At 63.1% G+C, this 25,751-nt stretch carries 31 protein-coding genes; 12 read left to right on the top strand and 19 right to left on the bottom strand.

What is annotated here, in order from left to right; genetic code table 11:
- Nucleotides 1-54: 54 nt before the first annotated feature.
- Nucleotides 55-573, top strand: coding sequence for an acyloxyacyl hydrolase (locus ABCR88_RS27435; protein WP_015636972.1), 519 nt, complete (start codon nucleotides 55-57; stop codon nucleotides 571-573).
- 8 nt (nucleotides 574-581) lie between these two features.
- Here the strand turns inward: ABCR88_RS27435 and ABCR88_RS27430 are convergent, their stop codons facing one another.
- From ABCR88_RS27430 to ABCR88_RS27375, 12 genes are all read right to left on the bottom strand, one after another.
- A complete protein-coding gene (locus tag ABCR88_RS27430; protein ID WP_041119840.1) occupies nucleotides 582-890 on the bottom strand; it encodes a YkgJ family cysteine cluster protein in 309 nt (102 codons plus the stop codon).
- Between the two features lie 54 nt (nucleotides 891-944).
- Nucleotides 945-1,460: a DUF2878 domain-containing protein gene (locus tag ABCR88_RS27425; RefSeq protein ID WP_015636971.1), complete on the bottom strand. Its 516-nt coding sequence runs from the start codon at nucleotides 1,458-1,460 to the stop codon at nucleotides 945-947.
- Entirely contained in the window at nucleotides 1,453-2,724 is a 1,272-nt protein-coding gene (locus ABCR88_RS27420) for a cyclopropane-fatty-acyl-phospholipid synthase family protein (RefSeq protein WP_015636970.1), read from the bottom strand. The genes ABCR88_RS27425 and ABCR88_RS27420 overlap by 8 nt, the downstream gene beginning before the upstream one ends.
- The gene (locus ABCR88_RS27415) at nucleotides 2,711-3,526 is read right to left on the bottom strand and encodes a DUF1365 domain-containing protein (RefSeq protein ID WP_041119838.1); all 816 of its coding nucleotides are present in this window, start codon (nucleotides 3,524-3,526) and stop codon (nucleotides 2,711-2,713) included. The genes ABCR88_RS27420 and ABCR88_RS27415 overlap by 14 nt, the downstream gene beginning before the upstream one ends.
- Complete coding sequence (locus tag ABCR88_RS27410; RefSeq protein WP_041119836.1) at nucleotides 3,523-4,770, bottom strand: FAD-dependent oxidoreductase; 1,248 nt, start codon at nucleotides 4,768-4,770, stop codon at nucleotides 3,523-3,525. The genes ABCR88_RS27415 and ABCR88_RS27410 overlap by 4 nt, the downstream gene beginning before the upstream one ends.
- Nucleotides 4,767-5,537, bottom strand: coding sequence for an SDR family NAD(P)-dependent oxidoreductase (locus ABCR88_RS27405; RefSeq protein WP_015636967.1), 771 nt, complete (start codon nucleotides 5,535-5,537; stop codon nucleotides 4,767-4,769). Before ABCR88_RS27405 ends, ABCR88_RS27410 begins: the two co-directional genes overlap by 4 nt.
- Entirely contained in the window at nucleotides 5,534-5,959 is a 426-nt protein-coding gene (locus tag ABCR88_RS27400) for a nuclear transport factor 2 family protein (protein WP_015636966.1), read from the bottom strand. Before ABCR88_RS27400 ends, ABCR88_RS27405 begins: the two co-directional genes overlap by 4 nt.
- Nucleotides 5,952-7,397, bottom strand: a complete 1,446-nt coding sequence (gene phrB, locus ABCR88_RS27395) for a deoxyribodipyrimidine photo-lyase (RefSeq protein ID WP_041119832.1) — start codon at nucleotides 7,395-7,397, stop codon at nucleotides 5,952-5,954. The genes ABCR88_RS27400 and phrB overlap by 8 nt, the downstream gene beginning before the upstream one ends.
- Before the next feature lie 13 nt (nucleotides 7,398-7,410).
- Entirely contained in the window at nucleotides 7,411-8,346 is a 936-nt protein-coding gene (locus ABCR88_RS27390) for a MerR family transcriptional regulator (RefSeq protein WP_015636964.1), read from the bottom strand.
- A 3-nt stretch (nucleotides 8,347-8,349) separates the two neighbouring features.
- On the bottom strand, nucleotides 8,350-9,300 hold the full coding sequence (locus ABCR88_RS27385; protein ID WP_015636963.1) for a DUF523 and DUF1722 domain-containing protein: 951 nt from the start codon (nucleotides 9,298-9,300) through the stop codon (nucleotides 8,350-8,352).
- 120 nt (nucleotides 9,301-9,420) lie between these two features.
- Nucleotides 9,421-9,636: a TIGR02450 family Trp-rich protein gene (locus tag ABCR88_RS27380; protein WP_015636962.1), complete on the bottom strand. Its 216-nt coding sequence runs from the start codon at nucleotides 9,634-9,636 to the stop codon at nucleotides 9,421-9,423.
- Nucleotides 9,633-10,619, bottom strand: coding sequence for an FAD-dependent oxidoreductase (locus ABCR88_RS27375; RefSeq protein WP_015636961.1), 987 nt, complete (start codon nucleotides 10,617-10,619; stop codon nucleotides 9,633-9,635). The genes ABCR88_RS27380 and ABCR88_RS27375 overlap by 4 nt, the downstream gene beginning before the upstream one ends.
- Nucleotides 10,620-10,813: 194 nt before the next feature.
- On the opposite strand from ABCR88_RS27375, the gene ABCR88_RS27370 reads away from it, so the two are divergent.
- Both ABCR88_RS27370 and hemH read left to right on the top strand, forming a co-directional pair.
- Complete coding sequence (locus ABCR88_RS27370) at nucleotides 10,814-11,722, top strand: TIGR01777 family oxidoreductase (protein WP_015636960.1); 909 nt, start codon at nucleotides 10,814-10,816, stop codon at nucleotides 11,720-11,722.
- Nucleotides 11,723-11,730: 8 nt separating this feature from the next.
- Nucleotides 11,731-12,756, top strand: coding sequence for a ferrochelatase (gene hemH, locus ABCR88_RS27365; protein ID WP_015636959.1), 1,026 nt, complete (start codon nucleotides 11,731-11,733; stop codon nucleotides 12,754-12,756).
- Between the two features lie 58 nt (nucleotides 12,757-12,814).
- On the opposite strand, the gene ABCR88_RS27360 is transcribed toward hemH, so the two are convergent.
- Complete coding sequence (locus ABCR88_RS27360; RefSeq protein WP_350403702.1) at nucleotides 12,815-14,089, bottom strand: uracil-xanthine permease family protein; 1,275 nt, start codon at nucleotides 14,087-14,089, stop codon at nucleotides 12,815-12,817.
- Between the two features lie 2 nt (nucleotides 14,090-14,091).
- On the bottom strand, nucleotides 14,092-14,730 hold the full coding sequence (gene upp, locus ABCR88_RS27355) for a uracil phosphoribosyltransferase (protein WP_011063386.1): 639 nt from the start codon (nucleotides 14,728-14,730) through the stop codon (nucleotides 14,092-14,094).
- A gap of 164 nt (nucleotides 14,731-14,894) precedes the next feature.
- On the opposite strand from upp, the gene ABCR88_RS27350 reads away from it, so the two are divergent.
- The 4 genes from ABCR88_RS27350 to ABCR88_RS27335 all read left to right on the top strand — a co-directional run bounded on the left by ABCR88_RS27350 (nucleotide 14,895) and on the right by ABCR88_RS27335 (nucleotide 16,865).
- A complete protein-coding gene (locus ABCR88_RS27350) occupies nucleotides 14,895-15,452 on the top strand; it encodes a hypoxanthine-guanine phosphoribosyltransferase (RefSeq protein WP_011063385.1) in 558 nt (185 codons plus the stop codon).
- 3 nt (nucleotides 15,453-15,455) lie between these two features.
- Nucleotides 15,456-15,929 (top strand): WbuC family cupin fold metalloprotein, encoded by a 474-nt coding sequence (locus ABCR88_RS27345; protein WP_041119829.1) that lies wholly within the window; start codon nucleotides 15,456-15,458, stop codon nucleotides 15,927-15,929.
- 99 nt (nucleotides 15,930-16,028) lie between these two features.
- On the top strand, nucleotides 16,029-16,514 hold the full coding sequence (locus tag ABCR88_RS27340) for a hypothetical protein (RefSeq protein ID WP_053153731.1): 486 nt from the start codon (nucleotides 16,029-16,031) through the stop codon (nucleotides 16,512-16,514).
- 63 nt (nucleotides 16,515-16,577) lie between these two features.
- Nucleotides 16,578-16,865 (top strand): PA4642 family protein, encoded by a 288-nt coding sequence (locus tag ABCR88_RS27335; protein WP_011063382.1) that lies wholly within the window; start codon nucleotides 16,578-16,580, stop codon nucleotides 16,863-16,865.
- A gap of 67 nt (nucleotides 16,866-16,932) precedes the next feature.
- Here ABCR88_RS27335 and mqo read toward each other — a convergent pair whose 3' ends face one another.
- Together mqo and ABCR88_RS27325 are read right to left on the bottom strand one after the other, a co-directional pair.
- Nucleotides 16,933-18,444: a malate dehydrogenase (quinone) gene (mqo, locus tag ABCR88_RS27330; protein WP_350023207.1), complete on the bottom strand. Its 1,512-nt coding sequence runs from the start codon at nucleotides 18,442-18,444 to the stop codon at nucleotides 16,933-16,935.
- Nucleotides 18,445-19,179: 735 nt separating this feature from the next.
- Nucleotides 19,180-19,413: a hypothetical protein gene (locus tag ABCR88_RS27325; RefSeq protein ID WP_019096022.1), complete on the bottom strand. Its 234-nt coding sequence runs from the start codon at nucleotides 19,411-19,413 to the stop codon at nucleotides 19,180-19,182.
- Between the two features lie 206 nt (nucleotides 19,414-19,619).
- Here ABCR88_RS27325 and ABCR88_RS27320 point away from each other — a divergent pair, with 206 nt between their 5' ends.
- Nucleotides 19,620-20,204 (top strand): YajG family lipoprotein, encoded by a 585-nt coding sequence (locus tag ABCR88_RS27320; protein WP_011063379.1) that lies wholly within the window; start codon nucleotides 19,620-19,622, stop codon nucleotides 20,202-20,204.
- Between the two features lie 88 nt (nucleotides 20,205-20,292).
- On the opposite strand, the gene ABCR88_RS27315 is transcribed toward ABCR88_RS27320, so the two are convergent.
- Nucleotides 20,293-20,499 carry a hypothetical protein gene (locus tag ABCR88_RS27315; protein WP_011063378.1) on the bottom strand — a complete coding sequence of 69 codons (207 nt, stop codon included), beginning with the start codon at nucleotides 20,497-20,499 and terminating at the stop codon, nucleotides 20,293-20,295.
- A gap of 189 nt (nucleotides 20,500-20,688) precedes the next feature.
- On the opposite strand from ABCR88_RS27315, the gene ABCR88_RS27310 reads away from it, so the two are divergent.
- Entirely contained in the window at nucleotides 20,689-20,976 is a 288-nt protein-coding gene (locus tag ABCR88_RS27310) for a hypothetical protein (RefSeq protein WP_171820732.1), read from the top strand.
- A 66-nt stretch (nucleotides 20,977-21,042) separates the two neighbouring features.
- Here ABCR88_RS27310 and ABCR88_RS27305 read toward each other — a convergent pair whose 3' ends face one another.
- Entirely contained in the window at nucleotides 21,043-22,209 is a 1,167-nt protein-coding gene (locus ABCR88_RS27305; protein ID WP_015636954.1) for a 1-acyl-sn-glycerol-3-phosphate acyltransferase, read from the bottom strand.
- A 140-nt stretch (nucleotides 22,210-22,349) separates the two neighbouring features.
- Here ABCR88_RS27305 and ABCR88_RS27300 point away from each other — a divergent pair, with 140 nt between their 5' ends.
- Genes ABCR88_RS27300 through ABCR88_RS27290 form a run of 3 tightly spaced genes read left to right on the top strand, consistent with a single transcriptional unit; the run spans nucleotide 22,350 to nucleotide 23,465 of the window.
- Nucleotides 22,350-22,532 carry a CPXCG motif-containing cysteine-rich protein gene (locus ABCR88_RS27300; RefSeq protein WP_011063375.1) on the top strand — a complete coding sequence of 61 codons (183 nt, stop codon included), beginning with the start codon at nucleotides 22,350-22,352 and terminating at the stop codon, nucleotides 22,530-22,532.
- Between the two features lie 16 nt (nucleotides 22,533-22,548).
- On the top strand, nucleotides 22,549-22,809 hold the full coding sequence (locus ABCR88_RS27295) for a DUF2007 domain-containing protein (RefSeq protein WP_236185558.1): 261 nt from the start codon (nucleotides 22,549-22,551) through the stop codon (nucleotides 22,807-22,809).
- A gap of 35 nt (nucleotides 22,810-22,844) precedes the next feature.
- Complete coding sequence (locus tag ABCR88_RS27290; protein WP_350403701.1) at nucleotides 22,845-23,465, top strand: SOS response-associated peptidase; 621 nt, start codon at nucleotides 22,845-22,847, stop codon at nucleotides 23,463-23,465.
- A 115-nt stretch (nucleotides 23,466-23,580) separates the two neighbouring features.
- On the opposite strand, the gene ABCR88_RS27285 is transcribed toward ABCR88_RS27290, so the two are convergent.
- Nucleotides 23,581-25,722 carry a methyl-accepting chemotaxis protein gene (locus ABCR88_RS27285; RefSeq protein WP_350403700.1) on the bottom strand — a complete coding sequence of 714 codons (2,142 nt, stop codon included), beginning with the start codon at nucleotides 25,720-25,722 and terminating at the stop codon, nucleotides 23,581-23,583.
- Between the last annotated feature and the right edge of the window lie 29 nt (nucleotides 25,723-25,751).

Raw genomic sequence — 25,751 nt, 5'->3', positions numbered from 1 at the left:
CTATCCACAGGGTTGTACAACACCATATAAAACCGTTCGAAAAGGATGTTCCTGATGAAGCGACTGTTGTGTTTGGCTGCACTTGCGGCCGGGTTGTTGGGGCACAGTTTTTCCGCGCAGGCGGCCGGAGTCGAGTTCTCCGTGGGGCAAACCGGCGATTCGACCCAGGCCTATCGGCTGGGTATGCAATGGGATTGGGACAAGAGCTGGCTGCAAAGTGACGTCGGCCGTCTCACGGGTTACTGGAGCGGCGCCTACACCTATTGGGATGGCGACAAGACCTCCAGCAACCACAGCCTGTCGTTCTCCCCGGTGCTGGTCTACGAATTCGCCGGGGCCAGCGTCAAGCCCTACATCGAGGCCGGCATCGGGGTAGCGGCCTTTGCCCATACCCAGGTCGAGGACAACAAGCTGGGGTCATCCTTCCAGTTCGAAGACCGCATCGGTTTCGGCCTGCGCTTCGCCGGTGGCCATGAAGTCGGCATCCGCGCCACGCACTACTCCAACGCCGGCATCAAGACCCCCAACGACGGTATCGAAAGCTACGCGCTGCATTACACGATGCCGCTCTGAGGCCGCTATCAGCGATACGCCGTGGCAATTCCCCGGCGTTCGCTCAAGCAATCGGCCTCGCCCAGCTCGAACTCGCGACAGATCAGCGGCCGCAGCTCATAGATGCTGCAACGCATGCTGTCGCGGTCCAGCGCCGCGCACCAGCCGTCATCCAGGCGGCGCATGACTTCCCCTCCCCAATCGTCGGTATCGATAAAGCGCTCGGGCACCCCGGTGTCGGTGATCAGCATGACCTCCAGCTGGCAGCAACAGGCGGCGCAGGTGGAGCAACTGACGGCGGGTTCGGCGGCGATGGAGATAACGGGGATGGTGGTCATAGGCGCGCAGTGTAAGGCAGTGAGCCCCTGCTGTGGGAAAGCCCGGACGGACGCTCAGTCCGGGATGGCTGCCTGCGGTTCTTCCGCAGTGGGGCGTGCGAGCACGTGCAGCAGCGGCAGCAGCATGCTCCACAGCAGTCCCAGCCCCAGCAGGGTTGGCCACAGGCCATAGGCAAAGCTCACTCCGGCCAGGCGGCCCCCGGCGTAATAGGACAGCGGTCCGCACAGTGCGCCAACCAGGCAGGTCAGCCACCAGGGCCGGGCGGTCCACGCCAGGCAGTGGCGCAAAGTGGTTCCCAGCAAGGCCCAGAGCACGATCAGCCACAGGGGAATCAGCAGGCTCACTTGCTGGAACTGGAACACCCCCAGCCAGTGCAGGAAGCTGTCCAGGGTAATGCCGGTCAGGGCGACCCCGAAAATCATCCGGCCTTCCGCGGCCCAGCTGCCGATCCAGCGAAAATGCGCCAGCAGGATCGCCACCCCCAGCAGCAGCCAGGCGCTGTCGCCGGACAGCACACAGATGAACCAGCCCAGCTGGAACAGCAGGGCGTTGGCCAGTTGTTTACGCATCGAAACGTCCCAGCAGGGGTTGCGGCACCGCCGAGGGTTTGGCCAGGAGCATTTGCGCGGTGCCGATGCTGCGCTCCAGGAAACCGCCTTCGCAGTAGCACAGGTAGAACTCCCACAGGCGCAGGAAGTACGTGTCATAGCCCAGCTCGCTCAGGCGGCCGTGGGCGCGGCGGAAGTTCTCGTGCCACAGGCGCAGGGTGCGGGCGTAGTGCAGGCCGAAATCCTCCATGTGCAGCAGGTTCATGTCGGTGTCGCGGCTGACCACTTCGAGCATCTTCTGCACGCTGGGCAGGGCGCCGCCGGGGAAGATGTAGCGCTGGATGAAGTCCACGCCGTTCTTCGCCTGTTCATAGCGCTGGTCACGGATGGTGATGGCTTGCAGCAGCATCAGGCCGTTGCTTTTGAGCAACTTCGCGCACTGCTGGAAGTAGGTGGGCAGGAAGCGGTGGCCCACGGCTTCGATCATTTCGATGGACACCAGCTTGTCGTAATGCCCGTCCAGGTCGCGATAGTCCTCCAGCAACAGGGTCACCCGGTCCTGCAGGCCGGCAGCGTCGATGCGCTGGCGGGTATAAGCGAACTGTTCCTTGGACAAGGTGGTGGTGGTCACGCGGCACCCGTAGTTCTGCGCCGCATACAGCGCCATGCTGCCCCAGCCGGTGCCGATTTCCAGCAGGTGATCCTCGGGCTTGAGGGCGAGTTTCTGGCAGATGCGTTCCAGTTTGTTCAACTGGGCCTGCTCCAGGCTGTCGTCCTCGCTGCGAAATTGCGCGGCCGAATACATCATCGTGGGGTCGAGAAACTGCTCGAACAGTTCATTGCCGAGGTCGTAGTGGGCGGCGATGTTTTTCTGCGAGCCCTTGCGCGTGTTGCGATTGAGCCAGTGCAGGCCGCGTACCAACGGCCGGCCGAGTCGCGCCAGGCCGCCTTCCATGGCATCCAGCACGTCCAGGTTGCTGACGAAGATGCGGATCACCGCCGTCAGGTCCGGGGTGCTCCAGTAGCCGTGGATGAACGCTTCGCCGGCACCGATCGAGCCGCTGCTGGCCACCAGCCCCCAGGCGCTGCTGTCGTGGATATGGATCTCACCCACCAAGGCCGCCGTGCGGTCGCCGAAGACCAGGCGCTCGGCGTTTTCGATGACCAGCAGTTGGCCGTGCTTGAGGTGCGCCAGTTGCCGCAGCACACCGCGACGCAACAGGTTGGCGGTAAGGCTGTGGGTGCTGAACAGGGTATTTCTGGCCGATACGCTAGAGGATTTCATGGCGGCGATCCTTGGGTTGTACAGCGGCTGTGCGATAGGCGCCGTCGGCGGCCTCATGGGGAAAGAAGGTGATGCCCTTGGCGGTCAGGCGCAGGGCCTGCCAGTAGATGGCCAGGCAGGTCTTGGCGGTCATCCATGGAAAACTGCGCAGGTACTGGTGCAGGCTGCGGCGATCCAGGGCCTGGCGATGCAGGCTGAGGGTGGCGTCGAATACCTTCAGATCACCCTGCCAGTCGGCCATGTGCACGCCCAGGCGATCGGCCGGCGGGCTGAAGCTCATGCGGTATTCCAGGTCACGGGGTAAAAACGGCGAGACGTGGAAGGCCTTGGCCACGGCAAAGTGCTGGTGCTCGGCAGCGCCGGCACTGTCCGGGCGGGCCGGCAGCACGTAGTGATAGCGCTCGCGCCACGGGGTATTGGTGACTTCACAGAGAATCGCCGCCAGTTGCCCGTCGGCCTCGAAGCAGTAGAAGAAACTCACCGGATTGAACGCCAGGCCCCAGCTGCGCACCTGGGTCAACAGGCGCACCGCGCCGCCCGGCACACGGCCGATGGCTGCGGCCACTTGCTGGCGTACCGCGTCGATCAGGCGCATGCCCTGGCCGGTGAAGTCCTTCAGGTAATCGCTTTCGCGGAAGGCGAAGGGGGCGAAACGGCTGCGGCCCGCCAGGGGCGAGAGTCCCAGCACCGATTCCTGCTCGTCCAGGTCCAGGTACAAGAGGCCGATCCGATAGCGGAAGGCATGGTCCTTGGGGGCGAAGCGCCGGTGGCTGATCCAGCCGCTGTACAGGGCACTGTTCACAGTTGTTCACCAAAGGCCTGGGCCACGCGCAACGCACTGACCACGCCGTCTTCGTGAAAGCCGTTGGCCCAGTAGGCGCCGCAGTAGAAGCTGTGCTGGGCGCCTTGCAGCTCGCTCCAGCGGGCCTGGGCCGCCACCGCTTCGAGGCTGTACTGGGGGTGGGCGTAAGTGAAGCGGGCAAGGATTTGCGTCGGGTCGATGACCGCGGTCTGGTTGAGGCTGACGCAGAAGGTGGTGTCGCTCTTCAGACCTTGCAGGATGTTCATGTCGTAGGTCACGGCGGCGGCTTTGTCGCCGCTGGCGTCCAGGCGGTAGTTCCAGCTGGCCCAGGCCAGGCGCCGGCGGGGCAGCAGCCGGGTATCGGTGTGCAGTATCACGTCGTTGTCGGCGTAGGGCAGGGCCTGGAGAATCTCCCGCTCGGCCCGGCTGGGGCTGGCCAGCAGTTGCAGGGCCTCGTCGCTGTGACAGGCGAACACCACCTTGTCGAAGCGTTCGCTGCCGGCGGCGCTGTGGATCAGCACGCCGGTTTCGTCGCGCTCGACCCGTTGCACCGGGCAGTCGAGGCGGATGTGCTGGCGGAAAGAGGCGGTTAGCGGTTCGATATAGCGGCTTGAGCCGCCTTCGATCACGCACCACTGGGGACGATTGTTCACCGACAGCAAGCCGTGGTTCTTGAAGAAACGCACAAAGAACTGCAAGGGGAAACCGAGCATCTGCACCCGTGACATCGACCAGATCGCCGACCCCATGGGCACGATGTAGTGCTGGATGAAACGCTCGCCATAGCCCTGGTTTTTCAGGTAGTCGCCAAGGGTGGTGTCGGCGGCGATCCGCTGCTGCTGCAGATCGAGCAAGGCGGTTTTGTTGAAGCGCAGAATGTCCCGCAGCATGCCCCAGAACCCGGGCGACAGCAGGTTGCGCCGCTGGGCGAACAGGCTGTTGAGGTTGTTGCCGTTGTACTCCAGGCCCGAGGCCGGATCGCACACCGAGAAGCTCATCTCGGTGGGTTTGAACTTGACCCCGATCTGGCCCAGCAGGCGGATGAAGTTGGGGTAGGTCCAGTCGTTGAAGACGATGAACCCGGTGTCCACGGATTGGGTTTCGCCGTTGTGGCTGACTTCCACGGTATGGGTGTGACCGCCGATCCAGCTGCCGGCCTCGAAGACCCGGATGTCATGGCGACGGTTGAGAACGTAGGCGCAGGTCAGGCCGGCGATGCCGCTACCGATAATGGCGATTTTCACGATGCACTCCCCGTGCGGGCCAGGCGTTTGCCGATGGCCAGTTGCAAGCGGCCGGGCAGCCAGGACAGCAGCTTGAGGCCGAAGATGAACGGGGCGGGGAAAGCGATCTCCAGATCCCGGTGTGACAGACGCTTGTGGATATGTCGGGCGGCCTTGGCGGCGGGCCAGCTCATGGGCATGGCAAAGTCGTTGCGCGCGGTCAGCGGGGTATCGACGAAGCCCGGGCTGACCACGGTGACGTCGATGCCCTCGGCGGCCAGGTCGATGCGCAAGGATTGCAGCAGGTAACGCAGGGCGGCCTTGGAGGCGCCGTAGGCGCCGGCCCGGGGCAGCGGCAGATAGGTCACGGAACTGGCCACGCCCACCAGATGGGGCTGATTGCCGGCCCGCAACAAGGGCAGTGCGGCTTCGATGCAATAGCCGGCGGACAGCAGGTTGCTGTTGAGCACACGCTGGATCAGCGCCGCCTCGAATTGCTGCACGTCGATGTATTCACAAGTGCCGGCATTGAGAATCGCCGTGTCCAGGGCGCCCCAGGCCTGGGCGATGCGCTTGCCGATCTCGCGCACTTGCAGGGCGTCGGTGAGATCGCCGGGTACCACCAGCACCCGACCCGGATACCGCTGGGCCAGGGCCTCCAGGGGCTCGCGCGAACGGGCGCTGACGGCCACCTGGGCGCCGGCCTTGAGCAGCTCTTCGGCCAGCGCCGCACCGATGCCGCTGCTGGCACCGGTGAGCCAGATCCGCCGTGGCATTGCCGGGTTCATCCGAGCCTCCTTTTCAACCAGGCGATCACCGTGCCGAGTACCGGCAGGTGTTCATAGAGCAGCGCGCCGGCGTCGAAATAGTCGCGATGCCGGTAGACCTTGTCGTCACGCCAATGCAGGTGCGAGCAGCCGGCGACCCGGACCAGCTGGCCAGCGCGCAGGCGCGGGTGGCGGTAGCTCATGGTCCAGCGCAGGTAGCCCTGGCCTTCGCCGCAGGTATCGATGCCGTGGAAGTCGAAGCGCAGTTCGCTGACATTGGCGTACAGCTCGGCGAAGTAGTGCCGTAGGCGCGGCAAGCCATTGACCTCGTGCAGCGGGTCGGTGAACTGGATGTCCTCGCTGTAGAGCTGATCCAGGCGCTGCAGGTTGTGCTTGTCGAGGCTGGCGAAGTCCCGGGCGAAGCGCTGGAGGAAGTCAGTCATGGGTCCCCCCCGCGTCCGGCCGCGCAGGCAGGGCCTTGAAGGCGGCCAGGGCGCGATCCCGGGACATGGCCAGGTCGACCATGGGCGCCGGGTAGTCGGCGACTGCGAACAGGCCGCCCATGGCCCCCGGGTTGTGGATATCCTTTTTGTTCAACCCCGCCAGTTGCGGCAGCCAGTGCTTGATGAAGCGCCCTTCGGCATCGAAACGTTCCGACTGGCTCACGGGGTTGAAAATGCGGAAGTACGGCGCGGCGTCGGTGCCGGTGGAGGAACTCCATTGCCAGCCGCCATTGTTCGCCGCCAGGTCGCCGTCGATCAGGTGGCGCATGAAGAAGCGCTCGCCTTCACGCCAGTCGATCAGCAGGTTCTTGGTCAGGAACATCGCCACCACCATTCGCAGGCGGTTGTGCATCCAGCCGGTCTCCAGCAGTTGGCGCATGGCGGCGTCGATGATCGGCAGGCCGGTGCGCCCTTCTTGCCAGGCCGCCAGGTCTTCGGGGGCGTCGCGCCAGGCCACCGCCTCGGTTTCCGGGCGGAAGGCGCGGTGCCGGGAAACCCGTGGGTAACCCACCAGGATGTGTTTGTAGAACTCGCGCCACAGCAGTTCGTTGATCCAGGTGACGGCGCCGGGATTGCCGCTTTCGAACTCTCCCTGGTTGCAGCGCAAGGCGGCGTGCAGGCATTGCCGCGGCGAGATCACTCCGGCGGCGAGGTAGGGCGAAAGCTGGCTGGTGCCGGGCTTGGCCGGGAAGTCGCGTTCGCTCTGGTAGTAGTGGATCTGCTCGTCGGTGAACTGTTCCAGGCGGCCCAGGGCCTGATCTTCGCCGGCCGGCCAGAGGTCGCGCAGTGATTGGCTGGGGGATGGGAAGCTGTCGATATGACGGGGCACGGGATCGGCCTGGATCGACAGCGGCAATTGCGCCTTGGGACTGGCGACCAGGGCCGGCAGTGCGCTGTGCAGGCGGCTGTAGCAGACCTTGCGGAACTGGCTGAAGACCTGGAAGTAGCCGCCGCTCTTGGTCAGCACGCTACCGGGCTGGAACAGCAGTTGATCGAGGTGGCCCTGGACACTGATGTCGGCCTCTTCCAGAACCCGGGTCACTGCGGCGTCGCGACGGCTTTCGTGGATCCCGTATTCCTGGTTGAAATGCAGCATGCGTACCTGCAGTTGTCGGCACAGTTCCAGCAGGACCTGGGGGGCCTGGTCCCAGGTGGCGGCGCTGCGGATCAGCAGGGGGATGTTTAGCCGGCCCAGGGACTTGCTCAACGACTGCAGATTGCGCAGCCAGAAGTCAACCTTGCACGGCGCATCGTCGTGGGCCTGCCACTGCTCCGGGCTCAGCAGGTACACCGCTACGGTCGGGCCACGCTGGGTGGCGGCGCAGAGGGCGGTGTTGTCATGTAGGCGCAGGTCGCTGCGCAGCCAGATCAATTGCATGCTGATTCCCGGTTCAGAAGAGTCCTCGCTCAAGCAGCGCCTGGCAGGCCGTTATCGGGTCCTGGGCCAGGTGCAGATCGGCGATTTCAGAGAGACATACGGACCACTCGGCGGGATGGATGCACACCGCGGGTCCGGCGATGAATTTTTTGCAGTCGATGCCGTTGAGCAGCCTGGGCAACTGCGCAGGGTTGAGGGCCTTGCTTGAATACAGCAGCAGGCCTCGGGCCTGCAGGCGTTCGACGGCCAGGGCCAGTTCGGCGCCGGGCAGTGGCCAGTCGAAGACTTCCACCGGGCAATCGGCGCTGCTGGCCAGCCAGGCGGTCAGCCACAGGTGGGGTTCCAGCGGCAGGTCCGACTGGTTGACCAGCAGCAGCGGTGGGGCCTGCAGCTGTCGATTGTTGTGGTAGATCCGTGCCCCCAGCTTGCTGCGCAGCCAGGAGTAGAAGAACACCTGCTCCATCTGGCTGCCGAACTGACCCTGCCAGCGCTGCTCCAGTTCTGCCAGCAACGGCATCAGCAGGTGCTCGCACAGGGTGCGCGGCGGATACAGGGCCATGGCCTGGTTGAAGGTGTCGTCGACCTTGCGCTCGGCCAGTTGGCTGATCGCCAGGCTCAGGGTCTGGCGCAGGCGCTGCCAGTCGTTCTCGGCCGGTGTGCTGGCGCTTGGGGCGCTGTCCAGCAGGTGCTTGACCTGGCTGACCGCCACCCCGCGATTGAGCCAGGTGAGGATGGTGAGGATTTCCTGCACCTGCTCCTGGGAGTACAGGCGGTGGCCCTTTGGGGTGCGCAGGGGCACGATCAGTCCGTAACGGCGCTCCCAGGCGCGGAGGGTGACGGCGTTGACCCCGGTCTGGCGCGCCACTTCGCGAATCGGCAGCCAGCCTTCATCCAGGGCGCGCCGGTAGTGGGCGCTGTTGTCTTCGGCCTGTTGGTCGAGTGCTTTCATGGCTCAGATCGCGTTGCGCAGGCTGAGGTTTTCCGGGTGCGGTTGCAAATACAACTGCTGGGCGATGTAGGGATCGGGGTGCTGGCGGAAGTGGTGCTTGAGTAGGGTCAGGGGCACCACCAGAGGCACGATGCCGTGACGGTACTGACCAATGACATGCTGCACTTCCTGCTTGTCCGCGCTGCTGATGGCTTGCTTGAGGTAGCCGCTCAGGTGCTGCAGCACATTGCTGTGGGTGCCGCGGGTCGCGCATTTGCTCAGCGCCGCCATCAGCTCGCTGAAATAGCGCGGGCCGATCAGGCTCGGATCGCTCTTGCCCATGCTGCCCAGCAGATTGCCCAGGGTCTTGTACTGCACCGGGTGATGGGCCATCAGCAGGTATTTGCAGCGCGAGTGGAAGTCCGTGAGGGCGCGGCGAGTCAGGCCTTGCTTGAGCAACGCCTGCCAGTCGCGATAGACGTAGACCCGAGTCAGGAAGTTTTCCCGCAGCACCGGATCGTTCAGGCGCCCGGCTTCTTCCACTGGCAGATCGGGATGTTTCTGACAGAACGCCTGGGCATAGATGCCGCGACCGCCGTTGCGATGGGGAATGCCGTTGGCCTGGTACACCTTGACTCGCTCCAGGCCGCAGGAGGGCGAGTTCTGCATGAAGATGTAGCCGCAGATGTCATCGACCTCGGCCGCCATGCGCTCGCCATATTCGGCCAGGGGCAGAGTGACGTCCAGGCTGGGGTCCACGGTGCCCACGGCCCGCGGCTGCTCGGGGTCGCCGACCAGTCGGATAGGTTCGCGGGGGGTGCCCATGCCGATGGCGACTTCCGGGCACAGGGGCACGAAGTCGAAGTGTTCGGTGAGGACTCGGCTGCACAGCCGGGACTCTTTGTGTCCACCGTTGTAGCGGACTTCCACACCCATCAGGCAGGCGCTGATGGCAATTTTCGGCTTGGCGGACATGCTGCAACCTCCAGGGCTTGCCTGTACAAAAACCTAACGTTGTACAACTTGTCTTCATCATAGAATTAAATTTGTACAAGTCAAATTTTTTGTATAGGTATTGCCCTGCGGTTGCGCCGGTTACCGCCAGCCCATTCGCCACTCGCTGTCGTTTTGGAGGGTTTGCCAGCTCAATCGCTGGCAGCGTCGGGTGAGCACCGCTTGCAGTTCGATGTCCAGCACGGTGCCTTCTTCATCGCAGAAGAGTTCGGTAACCAGAAAGTGCTTTTCGCGGCGCTGCGGATGGGCTGCCGTCCATTTCGACAGCAGCAGTTTGCGTGGGTTGAGTCGATTCACTGCAGGCTCTCGTGCAGCCGGCGTGCGGCCTCCTGGCCACTGAGCCAGGCGCCTTCGACCCGACCGGAGAGGCACCAGTCGCCGCATGCATACAGCCCCAGGTCGGCGTCGGCCAGGGCGCCCCATTCATGGCTGGTGGCCGGGCGGGCGTAGAGCCAGCGATGGGCCAGGCTGAAGGTAGGGGCGGGCATGACGCTGTGCAGCAGCTCGGCGAAGGCCCCGTGCAATTGTTCGGTCACGGCCTCCTTGGAAAGGTCGATGTGCTGCCGACTCCAGGCGCTGGTGGCATGCAGGACCCAGGTGTCGAGGTGGCTGTCGCGCCCGGGCTTGCTGCGGTTGCGGGCCAGCCAGTCCAGCGGGCTGTCCTGCACGAAGCAGCCTTCCATGGGGGTTTCCAGAGGGGTATCGAAGGCCAGGGCGACGGCCCAGGTCGGGTCCATTTTCACCCCGGCGGCGACGCCTGCAAGCTTCGGTGCGGCGGCCAGGAGGGCGGTGGCCTGTGGCGCTGGCGTGGCGATCACGACGTGGCTGAAAGGGCCGTGGGTGAAACCTTCGGCGTCCTGCAGATGCCAATGCTGTTCGCCGCGGAAGACTTCGGTGATGCGGCAGGCGAAGTGGGCCTCTAGGTCGCCGATGAGCGCGCGGGTGATGGCGCTCATGCGGGGAGTGCCGACCCAACGGGTCTGTTCATCCGGCGAGGGGCTGAGCTGGCCGCCGTGGGAGTTGTAGAGTTGTGGCGTCCATTCGGCGACCCAGCCCTTGGCTTGCCAGCGCTGGACTTCGGTGACGAAACGACGGTCGCGGGCGGTAAAGTACTGGGCCCCCAGGTCTAGGCTGCCGGCATCGCTGCGTTTGCTCGACATGCGCCCGCCGCTGCCGCGGCTTTTGTCGAAAAGGTGGACGGTATGCCCGGCATCTCGTAGCGCCTGGGCGGCGGAGAGTCCGGCGATGCCGGTACCAATGATTGCGATGGGTACTGTCATAGGGGCCTCGTTTACCTTTCTGTACAGATTACGCCGCCGCCAAAACCTGTACAATATTGTTTTTTGGTATAGCTTTCGGCGTCATCGGTTGTTCAGGTTGTCTATCGTTAAAACACAGCCTGTCCGATTGAAAAGATCCCTGCTTATAAAAATAGACTAGTGATTCGGGTAAAACGCCACGCGAGGAAGATGTCATGCATATATTGCTGACCGGCGGTACTGGTTTGATCGGGCGTGCCCTGTGTCGTCACTGGCAGGCCCAGGGTCACCAGTTGAGTGTATGGACTCGCCAACCCGATAAGGTTGCCGCCCTGTGCGGTCCCCAGGTGCGGGCTGTCAAGGCGTTGCAAGAGCTGGACCAGATCCCGGTGGACGCGGTGATCAACCTGGCCGGGGCGCCGATCGCCGATCGGCCCTGGAGCCACAAGCGCAAGGCGCTGCTGTGGCACAGCCGCATTGCCCTGACTGAAACCCTGCTGGCCTGGCTCGAAAGCCGCGAACACAAACCCGGTGTGCTGGTGTCGGGCTCGGCGGTGGGCTGGTACGGCGACGGTGGCGAACGGGAGCTGAGCGAGGATTCGCCCCCGGTCAACGAGGACTTTGCCAGCCAGTTGTGCATTGCCTGGGAAGAAACTGCCCAGCGCGCCGAAGCCATGGGCGTGCGTGTGGTGCTGGTGCGCACCGGTTTGGTGCTGTCGCCCGAGGGCGGCTTTTTGTCGCGCCTGCTGCTGCCCTTCAAGCTGGGGCTGGGCGGGCCGATCGGCAACGGCCGACAATGGATGCCGTGGATTCATATCGACGATCAAATCGCCCTGATTGATTTTCTTGTGCATCAGCCTGGGGCGCAGGGTCCTTATAATGCCTGCGCGCCAAAACCGGTGCGCAACCGCGAGTTCGCCAAGACCTTGGGGCGGGTGCTGCACCGACCCGCACTAATACCGCTGCCGGCGTTTTTCCTGCGCCTGGCCTTGGGTGAATTGTCGTTGCTGTTGCTGGGAGGCCAGCGTGCCGTTCCCGCGCGGTTGCTGGAAGCGGGTTTCACTTTCCAGTTCACTGATTTGCCTGCGGCCCTGGACGCCTGTGTCCAGCCGCCTCTGAAATAGGACGTTGCATGACCGATCACGCGTTGCTCCTGGTCAACCTGGGTTCGCCGGCTTCCACTTCGGTGGCGGACGTGCGCAGCTACCTCAACCAATTCCTCATGGACCCTTATGTGATCGACCTGCCCTGGCCGGTTCGACGCTTGCTGGTGTCGCTGATCCTGATCAAGCGGCCAGAGCAATCGGCCCATGCCTACGCGTCGATCTGGTGGGAAGAGGGTTCGCCGCTGGTGGTGCTCAGCCGGCGTCTGCAGAAGGTAATGAGCGAGCAGTGGAAGCAGGGGCCGGTCGAGCTGGCGATGCGTTATGGCGAACCTTCGATCGAGTCGGCGCTGCTCAAGCTGGTGGCACAGGGACAGAAGAAGATTACCCTGGCACCACTTTACCCACAGTTCGCCGACAGCACGGTGACCACCGTGATCGAAGAGGCCAGGCGCGTGGTGCGCGAGCGCAAGCTGGACGTGCAATTCAGCGTGCTACAGCCGTTCTACGATCAGCCTGAGTACATCCAGGCCCTGGCGGCCAGCGCCAAGCCATACCTGGCCCGGGAGCATGATCATCTGTTGCTCAGCTTTCACGGCCTGCCGGAACGCCACCTGACCAAGCTCGACCCGACCGGCCAGCATTGCTTCAAGGACGCCGACTGTTGCCGCAATGCTTCGCCGGCGGTGCTGGCCACCTGTTACCGCGCCCAGTGCATGCGCACCGCATCGGCTTTGGCCGAGCACTTGGGATTGGCGGATGGCACCTGGTCGGTGTCGTTCCAGTCTCGTCTGGGACGGGCCAAGTGGATCGAGCCCTACACCGAGGCGCGGCTTGATGAATTGGCCAAGCAGGGAGTAAAGAAAGTCATGGTGATGTGCCCGGCATTTGTCGCCGACTGCATCGAAACCCTGGAGGAGATCGGTGATCGCGGTCGCGAGCAGTTTCGCGAGGCGGGAGGGGAGGACCTGGTGTTGATCCCTTGCCTGAATGACGACCCACAATGGGCCAAGGCCTTGAACGCCTTGTGCGAGCGAGCGCCGCTGGCGTTGTAAATAGCTTCGCCGGCAAGCCGGCTCCTGCGTGGGAGACAGCTTGCCGGCGAAGGGTTCTCTAGATCAAAGGCTCATCGGCCTTCTTGTTTTTCCAGCCGTCGTTCCCCGGCAGCACCAGGTTCAGCACGATGGCGACAACGGCGCACAGGGCGATGCCCTTGAGGCCGAAATCATCCGGACCGGTACCGGTTCCCACCAGCACGCCGCCAATGCCGAACACCAGGGTCACCGAGACGATCACCAGGTTGCGGGCTTCGCCCAGGTCGATCTTGTGGCGGATCAGGGTATTCATCCCCACCGCGGCGATCGAGCCGAACAGCAGGCAGAGGATCCCGCCCATCACTGGCACCGGAATGCTTTGCAGCAGGGCGCCGAACTTGCCGATAAAGGCCAGGGAGATGGCGAAGACCGCCGCCCAGGTCATGATTTTCGGGTTGTAGTTCTTGGTCAGCATCACCGCGCCAGTGACTTCGGCGTAGGTGGTGTTGGGCGGCCCGCCGAACAGGCCTGCAGCAGTGGTGGCGATGCCGTCACCGAACAGGGTGCGGTGCAGGCCGGGCTTCTTCAGGTAGTCGCGGCCGGTGACGCTGCCGACCGCAATCACGCCACCGATGTGCTCGATGGCCGGTGCCAGGGCGACCGGGACGATGAACAGGATCGCCTGCCAGTTGAACTCCGGTGCGGTGAAGTGCGGCAGCGCCAGCCAAGGGGCGGCGGCGATCTTCGCGGTGTCCACCACGCCGAAGTAGAACGACAGGGCAAACCCCACCAGCACGCCGGAAATGATCGGTACCAGGCGAAAGATGCCTTTGCCGAACACCGCGACGATCAGGGTGGTGAGCAGCGCCGGCATCGAGATCATCATCGCCGTCTGGTAATGAATCAGCTCGCTGCCGTCACCGGCCTTGCCCATGGCCATGTTAGCGGCGATGGGGGCCATGGCCAGGCCGATGGAAATGATCACCGGGCCAATGACCACCGGCGGCAGCAGGCGGTCGATGAAACCGGTGCCCTTGATCTTCACGGCCAGGCCGAGAAAGGTGTAGACGAAGCCCGCCGCCATTACCCCGCCCATGGTCGCGGCGAGGCCGAACTGGCCCTTGGCGAGGATGATCGGGGTGATGAAGGCAAAGCTCGACGCCAGGAAGACCGGCACCTGGCGCCCGGTCACCACCTGGAACAACAGAGTCCCGAGACCCGCCGTGAACAGCGCCACGTTCGGGTCGAGACCGGTGATCAGCGGCATCAACACCAGGGCACCGAAGGCCACGAAGAGCATCTGCGCGCCAGACAGTACCTGGCGCCAGAGCGGATCGTTGAACTCATCCTGCATGATCAGGAATCCTTCTGCTTGGTGCCGAAGATCTTGTCACCGGCATCACCCAGGCCAGGAATGATGTAGCCATGCTCGTTGAGCTTCTGATCGATGGAAGCGGTGTAGATGGTCACATCCGGGTGCGCCTGCTCGACGGCGGCGATGCCCTCGGGGGCGGCCACCAGGACCATGGCGCGGATGTCACGGCAGCCGGCCTTTTTCAACAGGTCGATGGTGGCGACCATGGAACTGCCGGTGGCCAGCATCGGGTCGATGATCATCGCCAGGCGCTCGTCGATTTCCGGTACCAGTTTTTCCAGGTAGGTGTGGGCCTGCAGGGTTTCCTCGTTGCGGGCCACGCCTACGGCGCTGACCTTGGCGCCCGGGATCAGGCTCAGCACGCCTTCGAGCATGCCGATGCCGGCACGCAGGATCGGTACCACGGTAATCTTCTTGCCGGCGATCTTCTCGACCTGGACAGGGCCGCACCAGCCTGGAATCTCGTAGCTTTCCAGGGGCAGGTCTTTGGTGGCTTCGTACGTCAGCAGGGCACCGACTTCCTGAGCGAGCTCGCGAAAGTTCTTCGTGCTAATGTCTGCGCGGCGCATAAGGCCAAGTTTGTGTCGGATCAGCGGATGGCGGATCTCACGGATGGGCATAGGGAAAGGCTCCGGCGGCGGGCAAAAAAAACGGCCTAGATTAATCTATCCGGGGTTGTTGTCCTATAGACATAAAGTACGTTAGTCCAGAAACGCTTGATCTGACCGGGCCGGATGCGTACCTTTGCCCGCTTTTCCGAAACTGCCACCCCTTGGAGAGCGCCATGTCCGCTGATCTCGAGCATATCCGTCAAATCATGCGCGAGGCTGACTGCCTGTACACCGAAGCTGAAGTCGAGGCGGCCATCGCCCGGGTCGGTGCACAAATCACTGAAGAACTGGCTGAGCGCAATCCGGTGGTGTTCTGCGTCATGAACGGTGGCCTGATCTTCGCGGGCAAGCTGCTGACCCACCTGCGCTTTCCCCTGGAAGCCTCCTACCTGCACGCTACCCGCTACCGCAACGAAACCAGCGGCGGTGAGCTGTTCTGGAAGTCCAAGCCGGAAGTCTCCTTTATCGACCGTGACGTGCTGATCATCGACGACATCCTCGATGAAGGTCACACCCTGGGCGCGATCATCGATTTCTGCAAACACGCCGGCGCCCGCGCCGTGCACACGGCTGTGCTGATCGACAAGGACCACGACCGCAAGGCCCGTCCGGATCTCAAGGCCGACTACATGGGCCTGCCTTGCGTGGACCGCTACGTGTTCGGCTACGGCATGGACTACAAGGGCTACTGGCGTAATGCTGCCGGCATCTATGCCGTCAAGGGCATGTAAGCGATGACCGGGCCGAGCTTTCTCGATCAAGCGTTGTTCAGCGACCTGGCTGAGAAAGCCGCGGCCAATCCCCGCGGTCGTCAGCACCACAACTTCCATGCCATGGAAGAGCCTTGCCACCGCATGGCGGTGGGGCTGCAACCCTCCACTTACGTTCCGCCGCATCGCCACCTGAGTGCTGACAAGGCCGAGACCCTGCTGGTGCTCAAGGGGCGCCTGGGCGTGCTGATTTTCGATGAAGCGGGCCAGGTCCAGGGCAAGCGGGTGCTGCAGGCCGGTGGCGACTGCGTCGGTGTGGACTTGCCGGCCGGGGTTTTCCACGGCCTGGTGGTGCTGGAGCCCGACAGCCTGATGTTCGAATGCAAGGCCGGCCCTTATCGCCCAGTGGGCGAGGGTGAGCAGGCCAGTTGGGCGCCCCGTGAAGGCGAGCCCGGCGTGGCCGAATACCAGGCCTGGATGCGCGCCCACTTCGACTGAACAGGCCCGCGCCAGAGACAGCGGCCTACCGTCGGTAACGGTGCAAGATTTGCGGTAAAAACCCGTGCTAGAGTGCTCGGCCCTTGTCTGGAGCCTGTCATGAGCCTGTTGATTCGCAGTAGCGCGGCCCTTCTTCTGTGCTTGAGCCTGCCCCTGGCAGCCGCCCCGGCCCCCTTGCACGGGCAGTTCCTGCCTCCCGATGATCTGACCCTGCGCGACAGCGTCCCGCAACAGCAGCAGTTGTTGCAGGTCACCGAGTATTCGGTGGTGATCGGCAGCCAGCGCCAATCGAACCAGCAACCGATTCCCGTGACTTCGCCAGTGTGGGTGCGGCTCAAGGGCAAGCCGTTGAACAAGGGCGCCACCATCAGCCAGGTGCTGGTGAACTTCGACGGTGAAAGCAAAAGCCTGAAAAAGCCGCAGTTCGATGCCAAGAGCCGGACCCTGACCCTGTATTACCCGCTGGCCCAGTACCGTGCGGTGATGGACCTGTTGCGCAACGACACGGTGTATTGCCAGTTCCTCAGCTATGCCAACGGGCACATCTGGGCTGACCTGCATACCGGCAGCGTGCGTTCGCGTTGAGGCCATATGCGGGCTGGAGGTAAACTGCCCGCCCCGTGAAATGTCTGCGAGCTGGAGTCGGCAATGCGTAAAGATAAGAAACAAGTGATTGGTGACGAGATCAGCGACGAGCAGATCAAGTTGTTCCTCGATTTCGAGCCGGTCGATGCAACTTCGCCGTCCCTGCACAAGCTGATCAAGGCCTATCGTGGCCTGCGCATCGATGATTTCGAACGCTTCCTGACCTTCTTCGTCGAAGCCGGTTTCGACCTGGATGGCAAGGATGAGCACGGCCAGACCTTCGTCGACCTGATCCGCGATCAGCGCAACGCCGCCGACTACATCGAGCTGATGGACAACGCCCGCGGCTGATCTTCTCGCCAGGCATAAAAAAACGCCCCGTCCTGCGAAGGACGGGGCGTTTTTCATTCAGCGCGGATCAGGCGCAGCTTTCGGTTTCCTTGCTTGGCTCGACCAGCTCCAGGCTCAGGTTGTTTTCGCTGTTGATCTGGTGGTACAGCGTTGCGTCGGTTTCCAGGACCTTTTCCCGTGCCGGGAAGATTTCCTTGAGCTTGGCAGCCCATTCGCCGCTGGCCTTGGCCGGGAAGCAGCGCTCGATCAGCTCCAGCATGATCGAAACGGTCACCGAGGCACCTGGCGAGGCGCCGAGCAGGGCGGCCAGAGAGCCGTCCTTGGCGGCCACCAGTTCGGTACCGAACTGCAGGATGCCGCCTTTCTTCGGATCCTTCTTGATGATCTGCACCCGCTGGCCGGCCACCTCCAGGCGCCAGTCCTCGGCCTTGGCCTGGGGGTAGAAGCGGCGCAGGGATTCCAGGCGCTGTTCCATGGACTGCATGACTTCGCTGACCAGGTACTTGGTCAGGTCCATGTTGTCCCGGGCCACGGCCAGCATCGGGCCGATGTTGCCGGCGCGTACCGACATCGGCAGGTCGAGGAACGAGCCGTGCTTGAGGAACTTGGTGGTAAAGCCGGCATAAGGCCCGAACAGCAGGGACTTCTTGCCTTCGACCACGCGGGTGTCCAGGTGCGGCACGGACATCGGTGGCGAGCCCACGGCCGCCTGGCTGTAGACCTTGGCCTGATGCTGCTTGACCACTTCCGGGTTGTCGCAACGCAGCCACTGGCCGCTGACCGGGAAACCGCCGAAGCCCTTGCTTTCCTCGATGCCCGAGGCCTGCAGCAGGGGCAGGGCCGCGCCACCGGCGCCGAGGAACACGAACTTGGCGTCGACTTCGCGGGTACTGCCGCTGTTGACGTCCTTGATGCTCACGGTCCAGCCGTTGGCCTTGTTGCGCTTGAGGCCAGTGACACGCTTGCAGTACTTGACCTGGGCATCGGGAGCGCTGGTCAGGTGCTTGAGCAACTGGTTGGTCAGGGCGCCGAAGTTGACGTCGGTACCGTTGAGCACGCGAGTGGCGGCGATGGTTTCGTCCGCTGGGCGGCCCGGCATCATCAGCGGCATCCACTCGGCCATCTTGGCCTTGTCTTCGGTGTATTCCATGTCCGCGAAGGCATGGTGCTGGCTCAGTACTTCAAAGCGCTTCTTGAGGAAGGAAACGCCTTTTTCGCCCTGTACGAAGCTCAGGTGCGGCACGGGGCTGATGAAGGACTTGGACGAGCCGAAGGTGCCTTTCTTGGTCAGGTAGGACCAGAACTGCTTCGACACCTCGAACTGGGTGTTGATGTGCACGGCTTTCTTGATGTCGATGCTGCCATCGGCGGCCTGTGGCGTGTAGTTCAGCTCACAGAGGCCGGCGTGGCCGGTACCGGCGTTGTTCCACGGGTTGGAACTTTCCGCGGCACCCGAATCCATCAGCTCGACGACTTCCAGCTTGATCGCGGGGTCGAGCTCTTTGAGCAGTACAGCAAGGGTGGCACTCATGATGCCGGCCCCGACCAATACGACGTCTACTGCTTCGTTATGCGCCATTAACGCGTCTCCAAAATCTGCAGCACCAAATTGACGGCATGGCTGCCAGGAGTGACGGGGCGGTTCACGTAATGCCCCAGGTTACCCATGGCCAGGATCGCCATGTCCGAATCTTCGCAATTTTTTGCAACTACCACGGACGCTGCCAACCGGGCCTCAAGGTGCGTATGAACGCATCTCGGGGAGCCTCGGGCAATTCGACTTATGGTCGATACATCCGCTCGTGCAACCAAATCCGTCAGCGGACAGGCTTCAAGCACCAGTTCTTGAGGAGTGCTCGGTCCTGTGTAATCGGGCTGTTGTAGAGGCCAATGGTGCCAGTTCAGACGCAAAACTATTCATTTGCTCGCCACACTCTTGTGAAGTTGTGAAAACCCGTTTTTTCACGCTCTTTTGAAGACGTGAACCTCAAAAAAGGGCTGCCTCAGCCTGGCACCTGGCCCGCGCGGTGATGCCGGCAAAGGATGCGGGCACGACGGGCAAACAGCTTTAAGTGGCCGAGCAACGGCAGCTCTGCAGTTTCGCGAAAAGTGGAGGTTTGCAAGGTGAACAGCAAGCACGCCAGCTTCACTCGAACTGTGTGGGCGGCTCTCTGTGGGCGGTGCGGGGTGCCAAAGCAGTGGCGTTGGCGGTACTGCGAGGCCCGATCAGGAGACGTCCTTATAATCGGGGGGAGATTGTAACGAAGAAATGCGCAGAAATGATCCTGTTTCGCGACTTTTATTAGGCTTTTGGTCAGGTGGCCAGTATCGGTTGCACCCGGGAGCGAGCGCAGCGCGGGCTGACCCGGGCGCTGGCGGGCAGCGCCTGGTGCAACCAGTTCAGGCGAATTTCCTGGATTTCCACCCAGCCATCGCCTACCGGGGCCAGCAGGCAGTGCTTGAAGGCCTGGCAACGTCCCTGGCTGTCCAGCAGGGCGAAGCTGCGAAACTGTTGACGGGGGGCGAACAGGGAACGGAGGAAGTTCATGACCAGGTACCTGAATGTGTCATTGACGATAAGAATGCCCTTGAGCCGTTACATCATGATGTATTGCCAGTGAACGGCAGGTTACAGGAACCCGGTTGTACGGGACCTGTCTGAGTCTTGACTAAGTCATGCCTGGCGCTGGTTTGCCGTCCTTGTGCACCGCTATACTGCGGGCCTGTTTGTGCCTGATTCCTGGAGAGATGAGCATGTTGCAACGCCTGTTGTTCGGTTTGATCACTGTGACCAGCCTGTCGCTGGTGGGTTGCGCCCACAGCCCGCAACAACTGAGCCCGGAGCCCAAGCTCACTGCCCAGCTGGCGCCTGTCGGCCATGGCCAGCCGGTGGTGGTGAAAGTGGTTGATGGACGTCCTTCGCCGACCCTGGGTACCCGTGGCGGCCTGTACCCGGAAACCAGTGCCATCACCGTGCAGAGCGCGCAGATCCTGCCCAAGCTGCAGGCCCAGGCCGAAGCGGCAGTGCGCCTGCTGGGCTTTACCCCGACCGCCGGTGGCGCCAACGCCCCTCAGTTGACCGTGACCCTGGCCGAGCTCAAGTACCAGTCGCCTAAAGAAGGCCTGTACGTGACCGAGGCCACCATCGGTGCCACTTTCCGCTCGGATGTGCAGAACGCCAACCGTCGTTACAGTGGCCGTTACGGTGCTTCCCTGGACCAGCGTTTCGGCATGGCGCCGAACCAGGACACCAATACCAAGCTGGTGGGCGATGTGCTCAGCGATGCCTTGACCCGTCTGTTCAAGGATCCGACCGTGGGCCAGATCCTCGGCGAGTAACCCGCGCCTGGCCGGGGTTTGAGCCCTGGCCAAGCAACGAAAAAGCCCGGCTGCCTGATGGCGCGCCGGGCTTTTTTATGGGCGCGGATCAGGCCGCCTCGACGTAGAAGTCCAGCATGCTGACGCCTGTCAGCAGGTCTGTTTCCGGCAGGTCCGCGTGCTGGTGGCCGCCCAGGGCGCAATACACCAGCCAGTGCCGATCCTGCACGTTGAACGCCAGGGCGCCCACCAGCGCCTGCTGTTCTTCACTGGGGGCGATCAGGTAAAGGCGGTCCTGGTTTTCGGCGTGCAGCATGACAAGCTCCGTGGGTTTCGAGGGGCGACAGACTGGCTTGTTTAGATGACGAAAAGATGACGCTTTAAATTAATGGACCGGCGTCTCGTTACTGGTCGGAAAGCCCCCCGCGTTTTGTCGGGGATTGAGTAGAATCCGCGCCGCGGGTGCACTCGACGGCCCGTATACGGCTTTCCTCCGAGGTTCATGATGTCGCTGCAACTGATCTGGTCGATGTTCAACGCCCATCCCGCCAAACTGATCAATCTGCTTGCCCTGCTGTTCGCCTGCCCAGGCAGCTGGCTGCTGCACGCCACCCGCCGTCGTGAACTGCGGGCCCTGGCCAATCTGGCCGTGCAGAGCGAGGGACGGGAGGTGGATCAGCCGCTGCTGATGCTGGATCCCGCAACCTTGCGCATCAATAGGTTTTTCTACCGCTTCGGCTTCGCCTGCCTTGGCCTGGCGTTGCTGGTGTCCTGGATCAGCACCCGGTTCTGATCAACCCCCAGGTTGCAGAAACGACAACGGCGCCCGCAGGCGCCGTTGTGCTTTCCAGTCCGGCCGTTACAGTGCCAGACCGGCCTTGACCCGATACTGGTTGCGCACCGGATTGGCGTATTGCAGTACCAGGTACGGCCGGTGTTCTGCCGGGCAGGCATCCAGCCGGCGCTGCCATTCCTGTTCGGCCTTGGCCAGCTCCTGGGCCGGGAAGACCTCGGCGGCCGTTGGCACCTGCAGTTGTGGATCGGCATCGCTCCACTGGGCATAGGCCAGGTAGTGCACCGGGAACAGGCGGTAGCCGCCGAGGATCTGCCGGTCCATTTCCATGGCCAGTTGCTTGGTGTCCTCGAAGGATTCGCTGATGGGCGCGGCGAAGTTCACGTGGACCCGGCCTTTATAGCCGGTGATGCCCTTGGCAATGCTCACGTCATCCTCGCCTGGCGCCTTGGTATAGGTGCCGGTGGTGGCGCGGATGTACAGCTCGCGGGCCTTGGCCTGGTCGCAGGGGTCATATTCGTAGCTGATGGACACCGGTGTCAGGTTCAACGACTGGATGACCTCGCCGAACGGCTCGTCCTTGCGGCTCATGTGGAACATCTTGAGGATCGCCGATTCGGTGCGATCGTCGCCATCCTTGGCCCGGCCCTCGGCCTGGGCGATCCAGATCGACTGGCCGTCGTTGCGGATCGAATGGTTGATATAGGCCGACAGCAGCTGGTAGGCCGCGAGCTTTTCCCGGCGACCGCTGATGGAACGGTGCACGATGAAACTCTTGTTCAGGCGCATCAGATCGCTGACAAACGGTTTCTGCAGCAGGTTGTCGCCAATGGCGATGCGTGGCGTCGGCAGGCCGGCGTGGTACACCGCGTAGTTGACGAAGGCCGGGTCCATGACGATGTCGCGGTGGTTGGCCAGGAACACATAGGCGGTGCCCGACTTGAACTGCTCGACGCCGGTGTAGGTCACGCCGTCGGTGGCCCGCTCGATGGTGTGGTCGACGTAGAATTCGACCTTGTCCTGCAGGGTGGCCACCGAAGTGACCCCGGCAAACTCACGGCGCAGGCGGTGAGCGATCAGGGGTTTGAGCAGCCAGCCGAAAGTCTTGGCAAAACGCGGGAAGCGAAAGTGGGTGAGGATATCTAGAAACGCCTTGTCACCGAGCAGCCGGGCCAGCACCGCTGGTACTTCGCTGTCGTGGTAAGGTCGGATGGCATCGAATTCGCCCATCATGCTCTCTTGTTAGAAACGGCTAGGGTAAGAAAAGGTTCGGATCGAAAAAAAGCCGGGCACGGTCTGAAAATTCAGCTCAAACAAAAAAAGCCCTGCAAATAGACCGGCGATTATACGCATAAGTCACTCTGGAGACGGCGATGCTGGAAACCGACCATTATCAGTGCCCTTACTGTGGTGAACAGGCAGAGGCGGTGCTGGACCTGTCTGGCGGCGACCAGACCTATATCGAAGACTGCCCGGTGTGCTGCCGGCCCATTGTATTCACCCTGCAAACCGACGGTCGGGAATGGATGCTCGACGTTCACAGTGAAAACGACTGAATGGGGAGTGGCCCTTATGCAGCGCATCTACGAGCCGGAAAACCTACTGGAAGGCGAGTTGCTCCAGTGCATGCTGGCCAGCGAGGGGATCGAGGCCCATCTGCAGGGGCGCGATCTGTTGGGCGGGGCAGGGGAGCTGCCGCTGTTCGGGCTGCTGGGGCTGTCGGTGGAAAACCACCAGGCGCAACGGGCGCGAGAGCTGATCGCTGCGTACAATGCGGCCCTGCCGTTGCCCTTTGATGAACCGGACAATTTTGCCGGGGTGCTGGTCTGTTAGGCTGAGCGCCGATTTGCCGAGAGTTGTATTGCCCCATGTGTGGACGTTATGCCCTGTTTCGCTGGAACCCCGCGTTTGCCGCCTTGCCGGGATTTCCCGCCGACCAGAAGGCGCAGTGGAACATCTCGCCCAATGATTCGGTGCTGATCCAGCGCGCGGAAAACGGCCAGCGCACCCTGGCCCGGGCCCGCTGGGGGCTGACACCGCCGTGGCTCACGGACCTTTCCCGGACGCCCGCCCATGCCCGGGCGGAAACCCTGGCGGAGCAGCCGATGTTTCGCCAGGCCTTTCGCGAGCGGCGCTGCCTGCTGCCGGCCAATGGTTTCTACGAATGGCGCGGCGGCACCCGCAAGCGCCCCTACTGGCTGACGCCGGGGGAAGGTTCGTCGATCTTTTTTGCCGCGATATGGGAGGCCTACCCGGTGCAGGAGCAGGTCTGGCTGAGCACTGCCGTGGTAACCCAGGCGGCTTCGAATCTGCGTCGCCCGCTGATCCTCGATGCCGCCGGCCAGCAAGCCTGGCTCGATCCCGAGACCCCCTTGCATGCCCTGCAAGTTTTGCTGGCCAGTCCGCCGGCAGCCCTGCGCGAGCGGGTCCTGGCCAACCTGGTCAATGACCCCAAGCTCAACGGCCCCGAGTGCCTGACCCCCGCCTGAAGCATCAACTGCAGGAGCTGGCTGTAGGAGCTGGCTTGCCAGCGAAGAGGCCCCCTGGTTTGCTGCCCAAGCCAGGATCGCTTTCGCCGGCAAGCCGGCTCCTACAGGTCCGTGATTAGACTTTGAACTGGTTGATCAGGCGTCGTTGCTGTTCGGCGAGCTTGGTCAGCCCGGCGCTGGCCGCACTGGACTCATCGGCACCGCCCGCCACTTCATTGGCCACCTGGCCGATATTGATCACATTGCGGTTGATGTCCTCGGCCACCGCGCTCTGCTCCTCGGCGGCGCTGGCGATCTGGGTGTTCATGTCGTTGATCACCGACACCGCCTGAGTGATGGTTTCCAGGGCCTGCGCCGCCTTGGCCGCGTGCTCCACACTCTGGTCGGTCTTGTGCTGGCTGTCCTCCATTACCCGTACCACTTCCCGGGTGCCCTGCTGCAGTTGCTGGATCATCGACTGGATTTCTTCGGTGGCCTGCTGAGTTTTCTGCGCTAGGTTGCGCACCTCGTCGGCAACCACCGCAAAGCCCCTGCCTTGCTCGCCGGCCCGCGCCGCCTCGATTGCCGCGTTAAGCGCCAGCAGGTTGGTCTGCTCGGCAATCCCGCGAATGGCGATGAGGATGGCGTTGATGTTCTCGCTGTCCTTGGCCAGGGTCTGTACCACGCCCACCGCACGGCCGATTTCCTCGGCCAGGGCGCCGATGGCGCTGGAGGTGTCGCGCACGATCTGCATGCCCTGGCTCGCGGCCTGGTCGGCGTGGCTGGCGGCTTGCGCGGCCTGGGTGGCATTGCGCGCGACGTCCTGGGCGGTGGCGGTCATTTCGTGCACCGCGGTGGCTACCTGATCGATTTCAACCATCTGCTTGTGCACGCCCTGGTTGGTGCGAATGGCGATGTCTGCGGTGTGTTCCGAAGAATCGCTGACGCTCTGAACCGAGGTCACCACTTGGCTGATCATCGCCTGCAGCTTGGCCAGGAAAGTGTTGAAGCCCTTGGCGATGGAGCCCAGCTCGTCAGCGCGATCGCTGGTCAGGCGTCGGGTCAGGTCGCCTTCGCCCTGAGCGATGTCGTCGAGCATTGCCACCATCTGCCGCAGCGGCCGGGCAATGCCGTGGCCCACCAGCCAGATCACCAGCAAGCCGAGGCCGGCAATCACCAGCCCGACCATGGCCATGCCGAAGGTGTCGGCCTTGCGTTGTTCGGCCAGGTCACCTTGCAGTTTGTCGAGGTCGGCCATCACCGCGCTCAGCGGCAGTTGCAGCATCAGGGTCCAGTGCGCATTGGTCTGGCCGATGCCGAAGGGCAGGTACAGGCTGATGGTGCCGTTGGCCTGGTCGACGTCGTAGGTCACTTCGCCGCGCTTGAGGCTGGACAGCTTGGTCAGTGCATCACTGCTGAGCACGTCGCTGACTTTTTCACCAAACTTGCTCGAGTCCTTGGTATAGGCGACCAGGCGGCCGTTACCGCCGATCAGGGCCATGTGCCCGGCGCCACCGTAGAGCTTCTGGTTGGCGCCCACCAGCATGTCCTGGATGAAGTTCACTGACAGGTCGGCACCCACGATGCCCTGGAACTTGCCGTTGAGCAGGATCGGCTGAATAAAGGAGGCCAGCATCACCACCTTGTCGCCGACCTTGTAGGGAGCGGGGTCGATGGCGCAAGGCTTTAGGCTGTCCTGGGAGCAGAGGTAGTACTCGCTGGCGCGCACGCCGGTGGAAAGCAGGGTCCGATCATTGACGTCGGCCAGTTTGTCCAGGCCCAGGCTGCCGTCTTCATTGCGGAACCACCAGGGCAGGAAGCGGCCGTTTGCTGCATCGATACCCACCACCGAGGTGCCTACGTAGGCAGCGTCGTCATGGTCGATGGCGCCGGGTTCCCAGCCAATGTACGCACCGAGGATCTTCGGGTTCTGGGTGACGTTTTCCTTGATCAGGGCAATCAGTTGTTCACGGCTCAGACTCAGCCCGGCATGGCCTTGCGAGTCCTGGGTGCCCATCAGCGCATTGACCCGCACCAGGCCGCCGGCGATCAGCAGGGGCGCTTCCAGTTCGCGCTGGATCTGGCTGACCTGGGTCTGCGCCAGGCCGCTCAGACGTTGTTCGATGACCTGTTCGAACTGGGCCTGGGTACGGTCTTGCACCATCTGCTGGGTCCTGGCCCCGGAGAACAGGGCGTACAGCACCAGGGCTGCAACCACGCTGAGAACGATGGCGCCGGCCAGGGCGGCGACGGAAAACTGGATCGACTTGAACTTCATAGAGGCTCCGGGCGCAGGAATTTAGGTCT

This window comes from Pseudomonas sp. W17 (genome assembly GCF_040268305.1).
Lineage (GTDB): Bacteria > Pseudomonadota > Gammaproteobacteria > Pseudomonadales > Pseudomonadaceae > Aquipseudomonas > Aquipseudomonas protegens.
This window is presented reverse-complemented; position numbering and strand designations above follow the sequence as displayed.

Coding starts and splice junctions, on each gene's coding strand:
- ABCR88_RS27435 (WP_015636972.1), top strand. CDS start 55: ATGAAGCGACTGTTGTGTTTGGCTGCACTTGCGGCCGGGTTGTTGGGG.
- ABCR88_RS27430 (WP_041119840.1), bottom strand. CDS start 890: ATGACCACCATCCCCGTTATCTCCATCGCCGCCGAACCCGCCGTCAGT.
- ABCR88_RS27425 (WP_015636971.1), bottom strand. CDS start 1,460: ATGCGTAAACAACTGGCCAACGCCCTGCTGTTCCAGCTGGGCTGGTTC.
- ABCR88_RS27420 (WP_015636970.1), bottom strand. CDS start 2,724: ATGAAATCCTCTAGCGTATCGGCCAGAAATACCCTGTTCAGCACCCAC.
- ABCR88_RS27405 (WP_015636967.1), bottom strand. CDS start 5,537: ATGAACCCGGCAATGCCACGGCGGATCTGGCTCACCGGTGCCAGCAGC.
- ABCR88_RS27400 (WP_015636966.1), bottom strand. CDS start 5,959: ATGACTGACTTCCTCCAGCGCTTCGCCCGGGACTTCGCCAGCCTCGAC.
- phrB (WP_041119832.1), bottom strand. CDS start 7,397: ATGCAATTGATCTGGCTGCGCAGCGACCTGCGCCTACATGACAACACC.
- ABCR88_RS27390 (WP_015636964.1), bottom strand. CDS start 8,346: ATGAAAGCACTCGACCAACAGGCCGAAGACAACAGCGCCCACTACCGG.
- ABCR88_RS27385 (WP_015636963.1), bottom strand. CDS start 9,300: ATGTCCGCCAAGCCGAAAATTGCCATCAGCGCCTGCCTGATGGGTGTG.
- ABCR88_RS27375 (WP_015636961.1), bottom strand. CDS start 10,619: ATGACAGTACCCATCGCAATCATTGGTACCGGCATCGCCGGACTCTCC.
- ABCR88_RS27370 (WP_015636960.1), top strand. CDS start 10,814: ATGCATATATTGCTGACCGGCGGTACTGGTTTGATCGGGCGTGCCCTG.
- hemH (WP_015636959.1), top strand. CDS start 11,731: ATGACCGATCACGCGTTGCTCCTGGTCAACCTGGGTTCGCCGGCTTCC.
- ABCR88_RS27360 (WP_350403702.1), bottom strand. CDS start 14,089: ATGCAGGATGAGTTCAACGATCCGCTCTGGCGCCAGGTACTGTCTGGC.
- upp (WP_011063386.1), bottom strand. CDS start 14,730: ATGCCCATCCGTGAGATCCGCCATCCGCTGATCCGACACAAACTTGGC.
- ABCR88_RS27350 (WP_011063385.1), top strand. CDS start 14,895: ATGTCCGCTGATCTCGAGCATATCCGTCAAATCATGCGCGAGGCTGAC.
- ABCR88_RS27345 (WP_041119829.1), top strand. CDS start 15,456: ATGACCGGGCCGAGCTTTCTCGATCAAGCGTTGTTCAGCGACCTGGCT.
- ABCR88_RS27340 (WP_053153731.1), top strand. CDS start 16,029: ATGAGCCTGTTGATTCGCAGTAGCGCGGCCCTTCTTCTGTGCTTGAGC.
- ABCR88_RS27335 (WP_011063382.1), top strand. CDS start 16,578: ATGCGTAAAGATAAGAAACAAGTGATTGGTGACGAGATCAGCGACGAG.
- mqo (WP_350023207.1), bottom strand. CDS start 18,444: ATGGCGCATAACGAAGCAGTAGACGTCGTATTGGTCGGGGCCGGCATC.
- ABCR88_RS27325 (WP_019096022.1), bottom strand. CDS start 19,413: ATGAACTTCCTCCGTTCCCTGTTCGCCCCCCGTCAACAGTTTCGCAGC.
- ABCR88_RS27320 (WP_011063379.1), top strand. CDS start 19,620: ATGTTGCAACGCCTGTTGTTCGGTTTGATCACTGTGACCAGCCTGTCG.
- ABCR88_RS27315 (WP_011063378.1), bottom strand. CDS start 20,499: ATGCTGCACGCCGAAAACCAGGACCGCCTTTACCTGATCGCCCCCAGT.
- ABCR88_RS27310 (WP_171820732.1), top strand. CDS start 20,689: ATGTCGCTGCAACTGATCTGGTCGATGTTCAACGCCCATCCCGCCAAA.
- ABCR88_RS27305 (WP_015636954.1), bottom strand. CDS start 22,209: ATGATGGGCGAATTCGATGCCATCCGACCTTACCACGACAGCGAAGTA.
- ABCR88_RS27300 (WP_011063375.1), top strand. CDS start 22,350: ATGCTGGAAACCGACCATTATCAGTGCCCTTACTGTGGTGAACAGGCA.
- ABCR88_RS27295 (WP_236185558.1), top strand. CDS start 22,549: ATGCAGCGCATCTACGAGCCGGAAAACCTACTGGAAGGCGAGTTGCTC.
- ABCR88_RS27290 (WP_350403701.1), top strand. CDS start 22,845: ATGTGTGGACGTTATGCCCTGTTTCGCTGGAACCCCGCGTTTGCCGCC.
- ABCR88_RS27285 (WP_350403700.1), bottom strand. CDS start 25,722: ATGAAGTTCAAGTCGATCCAGTTTTCCGTCGCCGCCCTGGCCGGCGCC.